This is a genomic window from Faecalibacterium intestinale (assembly GCF_040096575.1).
Taxonomy (GTDB): domain Bacteria; phylum Bacillota; class Clostridia; order Oscillospirales; family Ruminococcaceae; genus Faecalibacterium; species Faecalibacterium intestinale.
On the sequence record NZ_JBBMEN010000013.1, the window covers coordinates 32,576 to 45,448 of the forward strand.

Here is a 12,873-nt window from a genome sequence, read left to right on the forward strand (position 1 = left end):
TGGGGATATCCGTTGGCTGCTTTTCACAAATTTTTCTGCAATTTTCCACGCATCTGACAAAATTTCGTCCTACCCACCGCACAAATATGAAAAGATATTTCTTTTTTCGCCCGTTTTTCGGGTGCCAAACTGCAAAAAACACCCACAGCATTCTCCCTGCATTTCATTGCAAAAAACGGGAAACTGCTGCGGGTGCTTTATTATTTATGCTTCTGACAGGCGTTCGGGTCACAAAATTTTATGCAGCTCCTGCACAAGGTCGCCGATCACGATGGGCTTGGACAAAAAGCCGTTCATGCCGCTTTCCAGCGCGTTGCGGCGATCCTCGTCAAAGGCGTTGGCGGTCATGGCAATGATCGGGAGCGTTGCCCGGGCAGGGTCGTCCAGCGCGCGGATCTTCCGGGTGGCGGTATAGCCGTCCATGATCGGCATCTGCACATCCATCAGCACCAGATCATAGCTGCCCGGCGCTGCGGTGCTTACCTTTTCCACCGCCACAGCACCGTTTTCAGCCGTATCGACAAGGAAGCCGTACTCCCGCAGGATCTCCTGTGCGATCTCACGGTTCAGCTCATTGTCCTCTACCAGCAGGATCTGTTTGCCCTTGAAGTCGGCGTTCTTTTCCGGTAGAAGCCCCTGCGCCGCATCCGTCTGCTTCTGACCAAGGGCGCTCATCAGGGTCTCGCGCAGGTCGGACATAAACATGGGCTTGGAGCAGAAGGCGGTCACACCGGCAGCCTTTGCTTCCACCTCAATGTCAGACCAGTCGTAGGCGGTCAGGATGATAATGGGCGTATCATCGTTCAGACTGCGGATGCGGCGGGTGACCTCGATGCCGTTCATATCCGGCAGGCGCCAGTCGATGATATAGGCGTGGTAGGCATCGCTCATCTCGATGGACTGCCGTGCGCGCAATACCGCTTCCTTGCCGGAAAGGGTCCACTCGGCGCGCATACCCACCTTGACCAGCATCTTTGTCACGCTGTCGCAGGTGTTGAAGTCGTCGTCCACCACCAGTGCTTTCAAACCCTCCAGCTCGGTGATCTTTTCCACCGGGCGCTGCTCGGTCTGTGCGCGCATGGGCACGCAGACGGTAAACTCGGTACCCTTGCCCTGCGCTGTCTGCACCTCGATGGTTCCGCCCATCATATCCACGATGTTTTTGGTAATGGCCATGCCAAGGCCGGTGCCTTGAATTCGGCTTACCGTGGAGGTGCGCTCCCGCTCGAAGGGCTCAAAGATCTTTTTGGCAAACTCCTGGCTCATGCCGATGCCGTTATCCTTGATGCGGAACTCGTACTGCCCGCAGCCATGCACCTTACCGGCAAGCTGCCGCACCCGCACCGAGACCGTGCCGCCCGCCGGGGTAAACTTGATGGCGTTGGACAGCAGGTTCAGCAAAATCTGGTTCAGTCGGGTCTTGTCGCAGTAGACGTCCTCGTCGGTCACGTCCATGACGTCCATGTAAAGCTCCAGCTGCTTTGCATAAATTTGCCCGCTGACGATGGTTTTCAAATCGTGCAGCACATCCGAAAGGTTGACCTCCACCTCTTCCAGATGGATCTTTCCGCTTTCAATGCGGCTCATATCCAGCACATCATTGATGAGGGAGAGCAGATGGTTGCTGGATGCAAGGGTCTTGCCAAGATAATCCTTCACCCGCTCTGTATCATCGATATTGCTGAGCGCCAGCGTAGTAAAGCCGATGATGGCGTTCATGGGGGTGCGGATATCGTGGGACATATTGGAAAGGAAGGTGCTCTTGGCGCGGTTGGCGGTCTCGGCAGCAGCAACGGCATCGGAAAGCGCCTGATTCACCTGCTTATCGGCGGTGCGGTCGGACAAGACAAGGATATACTTAGCTCTGCCCTCCACCTCGCTGCCTATGGCGATGACGTGGAACCAGCGGCGCTCCTTGGTCTCCCGATGCTCAAACTCGAAATCCCATTCGCGCTGCTGCCCGCTGAGCAGCCCTTTCAGATAGTTTTTGTCGCGCTCCGGGAAACCATTCGGGTGCAGCGCTGCCAGAACACGGGCATCCTGCCGGACTTCTCTCCACGGGATGCCCAGCAGCCGCTCGATGTTCGGGCTGACGTAATCCACCTTGGAGGTCTCGGCGTCCAGCATCAGGAAAACATCATCCACGTTACGCGAAAGCTTCTGGAACAGCTCATCCCGGTACAAGATCTCGGTATTCTTCCGGCGCAGGGTTGTATGGCTTCTGCGCACGATGAGCAGAATGACCAGCAGCGCAAGACCTGCAACGATGCCCGCCACGATCTGCACCGTATGGAACCACAGTTCGTCCAGACTGGCATTGACGATCTTGGTCGGCACAAGCCCCACCATCGTCCAGTTCTGGACAGCAGTGCCCTCGTAGACCAGATAATAGCTGGTGTCGCTCAGTTTGACCCTCAGGTTTCCGCTGCTGCCCTGCGCAAAGGCATTGGACAGCTCCGTGATCTGTTCCTCGGAAAGGTCGGAATGGTCGCGCAGCATCGCAATGAAATTGTAAATGGTCTCCTTGCGGTTTACGGAGTTGTCGATGACCACCCGCCCGTCCGGGTAGATGACATAGTTGCTGGCATTGCCCTCAAAGGCAGAGTTGTCCAGCAACCTAAGCACCGCATCATTATAATAAGAGATGGCAATGGCATCGTAGGCAAAGCCCCGGTAGCTGCCCTGCGTTTCGGGACAGATGAACGCAAGCATCTGGGGCTTGCCGGGCAGCGCCGTGTTCACAACGACATCCTCATCGTGGGCAAGCTTTTCGTCCAGATTGGTCTGCAAGCCAAGATAGCCGGTTTCCCCGGTCACGGTGATGTAGTTGCCGTCGTAGGTAAGAAAGTAAAAGTTGGCAAATCCGGTATTCTTCTGTGCTTGCTCGATATACGCCTGAATTTCGTCCTCGTCCGAGGTATTTTCCAAAAAGCCGTTGTACAAATGCAGATAGGTCACATTTTTGCGCACCATCTCTTTTAGCATATTGTTGGATTTATGCAGCACTTCTTCCAGATGCGAGGTGCTTTCCTGATAGATGGTCTGCGACACAAACGAGATGTACCGCACGCTGAGCCCGACTGCCAGCAAGACCAGCAGAAGGATAGCGGCAGCAGCAGGGAGCCACTTTTGCCGGGGATGGCAGCTCCGTTTTGGTTTACGCTTTTCGTCTGCCATTCCGCTCACCTCAGTGTCATGTAGTTTTCAGGCTCTGCAAGCGCTGCACTGCCGCCGGAGACGTGATCGTGCCATGTGTTTTTCACCCACGCGTCTCCGTCCTCAGACGTGCCGCTCTTGCTCGCAAGCAGCGCTTCCATCTGTTTTGACGTTGCCAGACAGGTCACAGTAATGGTGTCGTCATCCCGCAGCGGCTGCCCGTTGCGGGTGATACCGGTCAGGGTATAGCTGCCGTTATTCTCCTTTACCTCCACGGCAATACCGCTGACTATCGGCAGAGAGCCACGATTGAAGGGCACAAAGCCGCCCTCGCAGCCTTCCACATAAGCGCGGACAGTTTCCTTCAGCTCAGCGCCGGTCATGGTGCGCTGGCGGGACATCAGGCTGTTGGGCATGATCATGGAATCCGCCATTTTCTGGTTATAATCTGCCTTCAGCACACTGCCGGTAAAGCTGTTTGCGGTGGCAAGCAGCACATCCGTGCCGTAAACGCCGCGCAGCGTGTTTGCCATAACGGAGAAAGCAGCGTTGCCGCCGTTTGCGTGGAACACGTTGGAATAGCTCTTCTCGCTGGTCAGCACGGTCTCGTCCGCAGCGGGCTCCTCTTCGGCAAGAAGCTGCGCATTGAACGCCCGGTAAGCCTGTTTTGCCGTGTACTCGCCCGCGATCATTTTGGAGACCACATCCTTGGAGATGGCAAAGAAATCGTTGGAAGCAATGCGGATATACATATGGTTTTCTTCCACCACATCGCGCACGTCCTTCATGTAATCGGTCAGGCGCAGGGGGACGTTCTGGCTGTAGCTCAGCACGTCCTGTCCGTCGGCAACGATGCGGTTCTGCGCATCCTCCGAGAGCATGACGTTCAGCACCTTCATGGCTTTTTCGCGGCGCGCGGTGTCCTGCTCGAGATCTCGGTTCAGGGCAACTTGGAAATACGGGGTGGTCATGATCCACTTTTCGCCGTTCTGGCAGAAGAAGGGCATAAAAATGGTGTCGATGCCCTCATCCTGAAACATCTTCACGCCGGCAGAGCTGCCAAAGTACATAGCAACTTCCCCGTTGCGGAACATCCCGGTCACGTCGTCGTAGGTCAGGGCAAGGTCGTCCGCCGTAAGGTGGGTATCCTGAATGAACTGCTCCATCCGCTCAAAGGCCCCCGGCCACACGGCATCGTCCAGACCCACCCGCACGGTGCTGGCGGGGTCGCTGTAAGCGGTGCGCCACTTGCGCCCTTCCGTAGTGGTAAGCTCGGCGGCGGAAAGCCCCTGCAGCGTTTCCATACAGTTGTAATCGTAGGCATAGTCAGCGGTAAAACCCCGGATGCCTACCGCTTCAAACGCCTGACAGGCCGCCACAAAGCTTGCGTAATCGGTAGGCAGCGGGATATCGTACTGCTCAAAAAGGCTGCGGTTGACCACAAAGCCGTGGGCATCCGCACACACCGGCAGCCAGTTCACACTGCCGTCCTCGTTTTTAAAGCTGTTGAGGTAGGTGTTGTACACAGCGCCCGCCTCGTTGGTCAGGGCAAGGTTCATCAGACTGTCTTTCAGCGGGGCAGCATCGTGCAGCGAGAACCGGCAGCAGGTGATGATATCCGGCAGACCGCCGTTCTGCTGCAAAAACTTGTAAAAATCCAGATCGTTGTTGCCCACGATGAACTCAATATTCACGTCCGGCAGCTGCGCTTGGACATAGGGAGCATAGCTTTCGTACAGGCTATTGCTCCACAGATACACCTGAATGGTCTGGGCATCCTCCTGCTCCTGTACCTGTTCCGGGCTTTTTGTGCCGCAGCCGGTCAGCAGGGACAGCCCCAGCGCCAGTACCGCAAGCACGGAAATAAGGCGGCGCAATGTTCTTTTGTTCGTCAAATTCATTCTCCTCACAACTCTTGGGCAGCTGCCGCTTTGCGGCAAAGCTGCTATGCTCACCAATCGTACATCACCGCCCGCAAGAGTGTGCGCTTTAAAACCCGCCCACGGAAATGATGCCGCAATTTTTTGTGTGCTTCCTGTTTTGCACTTTTCCTTTCCCGCGAAAAGGCACAGCGCAATAGAGACATACAATTATTTTACCATTATCAGGAAATTTTTTCAACAAATTTTCACATATTTATCCATAAAAACCACGCGTATCCGATTTCTTTGCGGCAGCTCCGGCATCGTGCTGCAATGACCGGGAGGGTTTTAGGTTTTGCCGGTGCAAAGCGCCTGCCAGCGCTCCGCCGGGATGACAGGCTCTGTGACAAAGGCTTCGGGATTTGGGGCAAGAACATGGCGGGTGACCCGGAAAAGCCCCTCAGCATCGCACAAAATGCAGGCTGCATCGCCGAATTTCGTGTTCCGGGCTGCGCCGCAGTCCAGATACGCCTGCTCCAGCTTGACGAAATCCTCCGAGATGTGCGGCTGCTGCGCGTTGTAGTGGCGGCGCATATAGACGGTGTGCTGCGCCCCGGCTTCGTCCGCCACGGTCAGCAGCAGGGGCTTGTCGGTCAGGCGGTTCGGGACGTTCAGCACCTCCTCCACGCTGTGGATAAAGGTGTTGCGGGCGTGGGTCACCCCCAGCAGCAGCACCTTGCCGTGAGCTGCCCGCAACCGGTCGTAGCAGCCGCCGGGGGTGCAGGGGGTGTTGGCGTCCAGCTCCCCTTCTATGTAAGCAGCCGCGTCCTTGCCGTAAGCCGCCATGCTGTGGGTGGGGTGCAGCGAGCGCACCACCCCGGGGCGCTGCCGGAACAGCTCCGGCAGAATACCCACACAACACGGACTGCGGCACACATCGAACATCCGGTTCTCCTCATTGATAAACCGCCATGTGTGGGTGGGCAGCAGCAGCAAGCCCTCCGCAAAAAACTCCATCAGCGCGTCCAGAACTGTGTCCGCACCGCCCTCCACCGTGCCGATGGACTTCATGGAAGAATGGATCAGTATGGTCTCGTTTCCTGTCAGTCCCATTGCTGCAAGGTCGTGCTTGAGGTCAGCCTTTGTATATGCCATGTCGTCTCTCCTTTTCGGGCGTTTTGCCTGCCCTCAGTTTACCGCCTTTTGCGCAGCAAGGCAAGCCCGCAGCAGCACAGTATCCCCGCAATACACAAAAAAGCACATTTCCTGCTGTATTTTCCGGTAACGCTCCGGTGTATGCAGGGTATTTGGCCCCTTTCAGCCTTTTTAGCAAAACCTTGTATACAGCATTTTATCCCGCCGTGCTGCCGCCATAAAACCGCAGCGCTTTGCAATTATAGCATTTGACAGTTATTTTCTGTTTTCTTTGTACATCCCGTACAGCATCCGCTTTATCACGGCATTCCATCAGCACTTTTCCCGCATTATGAAGTGGTATATCAATTTTCCCGTTTCATAAGCAGTTCCGTACGCAAGCGCAAAAGCTTGTATACAAGCTGTCAAATAAAGTTCCGTTCCAGCATTGACATTCGTTTGCCGGGACGGTACAATGATATTAAGCTTAATTTACCGGATAAATGGAGAACGACTATGGCTACATTACAGCACACGGATGAGCTTTATCATATTCTCGAGGACGAGATCTGTGCCCTGAAGATCCTGCCCGGGGAAGCGCTGAGCGAAAACCAGCTGTGCAAGCGGTTCGGTGTTTCGCGCACCCCCATCCGCAGCGTTTTGCAGCGGCTGGAGCAGAACCGCTTTGTGCAGATCATCCCTTGCAAGGGCACCATCGTTACCACCATCGACATCGGCGTGGTGGATCAGCTCATCTTCCAGCGTGTTGCGGTGGAGGGCATGGTGTTCCGGGATTTTGTGCAGAGCTGCTCGCCCATGGAGATCCTTGCTTTGGAGCACCTTTATAATATGCTGCTGGAGGCCGCTGCGGGGCGCAGTGACCCGGAAAATTTTGATTTCAACCACTTCCTCAGCTGTGACCTTGCCATGCACGCGTACTGGTTCCGCAAAACCAGCAAGGAGTACCTTTGGGAGCAGATGACCCGCCCGCAGGCAGACTATTCCCGCTTTATCCGTCTGGACATCGTGGGCGCACGCAACGTGTCCAGCGTTGTCAGCGAGCACGCCGAGATGCTGCGTATTCTGCGGGAGAAAGATCTGGACGCCATTGAGCCGCTGATGCGCACCCACTTGTACGGCGGCGTAAGCCGCATGGGCAGCAAGATCTACTCGGACGAATACCGCGTCTACTTCAAGCTGCCGGAAAGCAATAAATAAAGGCAGCTGCACAAAACGGTTTTCAATGTCCTCCGCTTGCGCTCTGGGCCTATTTAAAGGAATATTATTTTATCGCAATTTTCAGAAATAGTGTCTATCAAAACAGCATATTTGCGATATGCAGTTTGCGGATGTTGCTTGTGCATTAAAAATGCAAACTGCTATAAAATTTAAGGAAACGGTCATGCGGCAGCTGGAAGGCTATCAGGTCATCCTGCGGGATTCTACCAAGTGGATGGAACGCTCCCGCAGCATCAAATAACGCGTTTTCTGTGCCTGCTCCTTCTTTCGGAGCAGGCATTTTTGCTCTTTGTGCGGCGGAGGTTGCGCTAAAGTTGCGCAGACCATGGACACCATGCTGGAAAAGGCTGCTGCCGCCGGGAAGAAATTTATGATGAGCGTGAATGATGCATGGTACATTTACAGCTTCTACGCCGGTGCCGGTCTGGTGGCAACACTGGCAGAGGACGGCATCAACACTGTCTGCAACTGGAACGAGGCTCCCGGTGCAGATGTAACGCAGGCCATTCTGGACATCACCGCAAACCCCGGCTTCAAGTCCGGCGCGGATGCCGACATTGTTTCCGCCATCAAGGACGGCAGCTGCTGCGCCGCCATCTCCGGCACTTGGAACGCCAGCACCGCCGAGGAGACATGGGGCGAAGGCTACGCCGCCACCAAGCTGCCCACCTACACCCTGAACGGCGCACAGACCCAGATGGGCTCCTTCTCCGGCTACAAGCTGGTGGATGACGCCGTGGCCGGTATCACCGCACCTGTGGCACAGTAAGCTTTGGTTTTTCCGGCGGGCACGCGGCAGAATGCGGTGTGCCCGCCTTTTATCGCAAGAAAAAGCAGTATCCTGTTTGCTGTAAAGCCCTCTGCAACAAGAAAGGAGTTGACTTCTGTGGCAGAAATGGTCCTTACGCCGCCCTTGCGGGCGGATGGCCGGGAGCCGAATTTCCTTCAGAAGTTCGGTCACGCATTCGTTCACGGAGATATTTTTACAAAGCTGTCCCTCGTTGTCTGGGGTCTGGGCTACATCGGCCACGGCCAGCTCATCAAGGCGCTGCTGGTAACGCTGGTGCAGGGACCTGCACTGGTCACGGATTTCGTCAAGAACGTCAACAACTTCAGCGTCATCTATCTGCTTACGCAGGACGTTTACATCACAAAGAATCAGGCGCTGGCATCCTCCAGCGCCAAAGAGGTGGATCTGCTGGTCACCTGGCTGTTCCGCCTGACGCAGGAGCAGTACAACTACAAGATGGCCGCTGTCATCGGCATTATGGTGTTCATCATCTGTGCTGTGTTCACGCTGGTCTGCTTCCGGTTCCTTAATAAAAAGGAGGCGACATTCTCTTGACACAGGCAACTGTTTCTCCGGCACGCCGGACGGAAACTGCGGCGCAGCTGCGCCGCGGGCGCATCCTCCGGGAAGTCCGCAGCATTCTGCGGCATCTGCTGCTGGCCTTGCTGGCAGGCATCTGGCTGGTGCCTATTCTGCGGCTGCTGGTCACCTCCTTTTCCACCGACCGGGGCATCAATGTGCGGCGGTTCTTCCCGGCAAGCTACACCATAAGCAACTACGTCAACATCCTGTTCCACCCGGATTCTGTGGCGCAGTTCCCGCGCTGGTTCACTAACACCCTTGTGGTGGCCTGCTTCAACTGCGTCATCTCCACCTGCTTTGTGCTGATGGTGGCCTACACACTGAGCTGCTGCCGGTTCAAGGGGCGCAAGCTGCTGCAGAACCTCTCGGTCATCGTCAACCTGTTCCCGGGCGTATTGGCCATGATCGCGGTCTACTTTGTGCTGAAGTACCTCAACCTGACCAACTCCTACGCGGGTCTTATCATGGTCTACGCCGGTTCGTCCGGTCTTGGCTATCTGATCTGCAAGGGCTTCTTTGATACCATCCCCGTCTCCCTGCGGGAGGCCGCAAAGCTGGACGGCGCATCGGATGCCCGGGTATTCTTCCAAGTCGTTCTGCCCATGTCCAGACCCATTCTGGTGTACACCATCATCAGCTCCTTCATGGTACCGTGGACGGACTTCGTGATGGCCAAGATGATCCTGAACTCCGGCCTTTCTGCCGACTGGACGGTGGCCATTGGTCTGTACAATATGCTGCAGAAAACGCTGATCAACAACTACTTTGCGCTCTTCTGTGCAGGCGGCGTGCTGGTGTCCATCCCCATCTCCATCCTGTTCGTCATCATGCAGAAGTTCTACGTCGAGGGCATCACCACCGGCGCGGACAAGGGTTAAAACGATATCTTCTTTCTCCTTCATCATAAAAAGCAGCGCCCCACAAGCCGAATGTGCCTGTGGGGCGCTGCTTTTATCCTATTTGTGCTGATGAAAGATCAGTTTGCCTTGTTGGCAGCAGCGGCGGCGGTGTGCACCGTGCCATCCGCTGCGGTCAGGGTCAGGGTGCCGTCCCCGTTGTCCACATAGGTGCCCTTGGCAGCTTCGATCCCGGCATTGTCGGCGGTGTAGTCATAAGCCACCGAGAAGGTGCCGTCCTCCATCAGGTAGATGTGGCAGCCCAGCCAGCCGCCTGCGTCGGTCTGGGACAGTTCCATAAACAGGCCGTCCTTTGCTTCTTCCGAAGCTGCGGTGCTTTCGGCAGTCTCGGAAGCGGCTGCGCTCTCAGAGGAAGCTGCCGCTGCCGGTGCGCTGCCGCTGCGGAAGAACATGGCCCAGAACACCAGTGCCACCACGGCAGCGATGCCCACGCAGATACCGGCCTTTGCGCCCTTGCCCAGCTTTTTACCGGCGGGGATGCGCTTGAGGATCAGCAGCGCGATGGCAATAAGCAGGATGCTGTCCACGATGGCCAGCAGAATGAGCCAGTAGGGGGTGTTCTCCTTGGCGGCAACGGTCTCTGCGCTTGCAGTCTTGCCATCGGTGCGGGTGGTGGGCAGAGTGCCCTCCCAGTCGGCGCGGGAAACGTACTGCTTGATGCTAAAATTGAGAATTATTTGTCAAATTTTGAAAAAGATTTCGCTTTCGGGAGCCCTCAAACCGTCACCCCAGTGCCACATCCAGCACCATCATCACGCTGAAGCCTACCGCAAAAAACACCGTGCCAACGTTGGAGTGCTGTCCCTGCGACATTTCCGGGATCAGTTCCTCCACCACCACATACAGCATGGCTCCGGCGGCAAAGCTGAGCAGATAGGGCAAAGCGGGCACCACGATGCCTGCTGCCAGAATCGTCAGCACTGCCCCGATGGGCTCTACGATGCCGGACAGCACGCCGCCCCAGAACGCCCGGCCTTTCTTCATTCCTTCCGCCCGCAGCGGCATGGAGATGATGGCACCCTCCGGGAAGTTCTGGATGGCAATACCAAGGGAAAGCGCCAGCGCCCCGGCGGCGGTGATCTGAGCAGTTCCGGCAAGATATCCGGCATAGACCACGCCCACCGCCATGCCCTCCGGGATGTTGTGCAGTGTTACCGCCAGAACCATCATGGTGGTGCGCTGGAGCTGGCTTTTTGGCCCTTCGGCCTGCAAACTGTTCTGGTGCAGATGCGGGATGAGATGATCCAGCAGCAGCAAAAACAGGATGCCCAGCCAGAAGCCCACCGCCGCCGGGAAAAACGCCAGTCTGCCCAGATCTGCGGCCTGCTCCATGGCCGGGATCAGCAAGCTCCATACCGATGCCGCCACCATGACCCCGGCGGCAAAGCCGGTGAGGGCGCGCTGGATGCCGTCACGCAAAGAGTTTTTTAAAAAGAATACACAGCCTGCTCCAAGGCTTGTGCCCAGAAACGGGATCAAGATCCCCCAGAATGCGTCTTGTATCATGTAGTACCTCCTTGCGGTTATTTATAACTAACCACATGAAAAGTATACTGCGCTCCGGCAAAAAGGTCAAGGGCTTGCAGCATAAAGAGCGTAAACGGCACCTTTTGCCCGCAAATTAACCTCTGTAAACATCCCCGTTTTTTCTTGACAACGCTTTGCAGGCGTGCTATTTTAGGTCTCGTCAATTAGCTTATCCTAACCATCTGAGGGGCTTTGCCCCGCGGGTTTTTCTTTGCGCGCAATGTTAGGTGATGCTAACCACATGATTCCTATCCCCTGCCAGTGTGATGAAAGGAGCATTTTTTCATGAGAACAAAGAAATTTCTTTCCCTGCTGCTGTCGGCGGCTATGGCGCTTAGCCTGCTGACCGCTACCGCCTTTGCAGCAGCCCCCGCCGAGGAGGAAAACGGCTTTTTCGATTTTCTGCTGGGCAAAAAGTACACCTACCTTTACGCTGCCCTGACTTGGGACGAGTATTGGGCAAACGAGAAGGTCTATGCTGCCGGCAGCACTGCCGCTTCTGCGCAGCTGGACAGCCACGAGGAGCACGACCTTGGCGCATTTGACGCCGTTTCCCGCGCTACCGCCAACCATGGTCTGCACCGCGGCAGCTTCCAGAGCACTGCTGTCATCTACGCCAAGGACGGCAGCACCTACACCGTTTCCCACTGGTCGGACGATGGCAAGACCATCTATCTGGCCGATGGCACTACCGTAGGCTGGAACCGCGGCACCATCACTAAGGCCGATGGCTCTACCGTGCAGATGGACCATTACGAGGTGCTGGGCACCAAGTATGTGCCGGTGCGCGTGGCTACCAGCGACCTTGCAGATTTCTGCTCCAAGTACACCGTTGTGGAAAACGGCGGCCAGCTGGTGGGCGGCTACTCTGAAAAGAACCTGACCGCCTACACCCTGACGGCTGCGGTGGACAAGAACACCAACGGCCTGAAGTATGCAACCAAGAGCGGCGATGGCTACACCTTCTCCGCCGCACACACCGGCACCGGTTCCGGCGTGGCAGAAGCCGCCCAGAAAGCTGCTGATGGTCTTACCGTGAACCTGCGCAGCGGCAGCGATGTGGGCAGCTTTGGCGAGTTCATCCGCGTGGACCTGAACGGCAACTACGGCGAGCTTGGCTCCCGGATGCAGTCCGTGGTGTGGACCTACTACGGCAATGACAGCACCTACACCCACGCCAAGGCCTCCTACGGCACCAAGTTTGCAGCCGACAACTGGATGCACAAGTCCATGGGCATCCAGCTGGGTCTGAGCGATTCCGCCCGCTGCCAGCTGCCGGAAGGCACGGACGGCACCGGCTACTGGACCATCACCATCCGCGCACTGGGCTATGCCGACACGGTGGTCAAGTTCCAGACCACTGCCGAAAACCTTGCCAAGCACGAACTGGCAAGCGATGCCGACCGCGCCGCCCTGCAGGCTGTAGTTGCCGAAGCACAGGGCAAGGCAAAGGCCGCTTACACCGCCGACAGCTACGCCAATCTGGAGACTGAACTGGCCGAAAGCGTGGAGCTGCTGAGCCGCGAGACCTTGTATAAGGCCGCTGCACTGGAGCAGGTGACCCACCTGACCGATGCCGTGCAGAACCTGAAAGCTGCCTGATCCGGCAAAAAACAGAATACCCAAAAAGCAAGGTCGCTCTATGCAGGCGGCCTTGCTTTTCCGT

Annotated in this window: 10 protein-coding genes; 5 read left to right on the forward strand and 5 right to left on the reverse strand. The window is 56.5% G+C overall.

The genetic code is table 11. The annotated features are described in order from the left end of the window. Positions 1–228 precede the first annotated feature (228 nt). The 3 genes from WMO20_RS09535 to WMO20_RS09545 all read right to left on the reverse strand — a co-directional run bounded on the left by WMO20_RS09535 (position 229) and on the right by WMO20_RS09545 (position 6,173). Entirely contained in the window at positions 229–3,177 is a 2,949-nt protein-coding gene (locus tag WMO20_RS09535; RefSeq protein WP_349186668.1) for a response regulator, read from the reverse strand. Between the two features lie 5 nt (positions 3,178–3,182). After that, positions 3,183–5,051, reverse strand: a complete 1,869-nt coding sequence (locus WMO20_RS09540) for an extracellular solute-binding protein (protein WP_349186669.1) — start codon at positions 5,049–5,051, stop codon at positions 3,183–3,185. Between the two features lie 315 nt (positions 5,052–5,366). Then, positions 5,367–6,173 (reverse strand): AAC(3) family N-acetyltransferase, encoded by an 807-nt coding sequence (locus tag WMO20_RS09545; protein ID WP_349186672.1) that lies wholly within the window; start codon positions 6,171–6,173, stop codon positions 5,367–5,369. Between the two features lie 495 nt (positions 6,174–6,668). On the opposite strand from WMO20_RS09545, the gene WMO20_RS09550 reads away from it, so the two are divergent. From WMO20_RS09550 to WMO20_RS09565, 4 genes are all read left to right on the forward strand, one after another. Then, positions 6,669–7,370, forward strand: coding sequence for a GntR family transcriptional regulator (locus WMO20_RS09550; RefSeq protein WP_349186674.1), 702 nt, complete (start codon positions 6,669–6,671; stop codon positions 7,368–7,370). Between the two features lie 346 nt (positions 7,371–7,716). After that, complete coding sequence (locus tag WMO20_RS09555) at positions 7,717–8,160, forward strand: type 2 periplasmic-binding domain-containing protein (protein ID WP_349186676.1); 444 nt, start codon at positions 7,717–7,719, stop codon at positions 8,158–8,160. Positions 8,161–8,277: 117 nt separating this feature from the next. Then, a complete protein-coding gene (locus WMO20_RS09560; RefSeq protein ID WP_349186679.1) occupies positions 8,278–8,736 on the forward strand; it encodes a hypothetical protein in 459 nt (152 codons plus the stop codon). Beyond that, positions 8,733–9,641 (forward strand): sugar ABC transporter permease, encoded by a 909-nt coding sequence (locus tag WMO20_RS09565; RefSeq protein WP_349186680.1) that lies wholly within the window; start codon positions 8,733–8,735, stop codon positions 9,639–9,641. The genes WMO20_RS09560 and WMO20_RS09565 overlap by 4 nt, the downstream gene beginning before the upstream one ends. Before the next feature lie 98 nt (positions 9,642–9,739). On the opposite strand, the gene WMO20_RS09570 is transcribed toward WMO20_RS09565, so the two are convergent. Together WMO20_RS09570 and WMO20_RS09575 are read right to left on the reverse strand one after the other, a co-directional pair. Then, the gene (locus WMO20_RS09570; protein ID WP_349186681.1) at positions 9,740–10,207 is read right to left on the reverse strand and encodes a hypothetical protein; all 468 of its coding nucleotides are present in this window, start codon (positions 10,205–10,207) and stop codon (positions 9,740–9,742) included. Between the two features lie 196 nt (positions 10,208–10,403). Next, a complete protein-coding gene (locus WMO20_RS09575; RefSeq protein ID WP_097770701.1) occupies positions 10,404–11,186 on the reverse strand; it encodes a ZIP family metal transporter in 783 nt (260 codons plus the stop codon). 306 nt (positions 11,187–11,492) lie between these two features. Between WMO20_RS09575 and WMO20_RS09580 the strand changes: the two genes are divergently transcribed. After that, positions 11,493–12,809 (forward strand): penicillin-binding Tp47 domain A-containing protein, encoded by a 1,317-nt coding sequence (locus WMO20_RS09580; protein WP_112091262.1) that lies wholly within the window; start codon positions 11,493–11,495, stop codon positions 12,807–12,809. Positions 12,810–12,873: the final 64 nt, after the last annotated feature.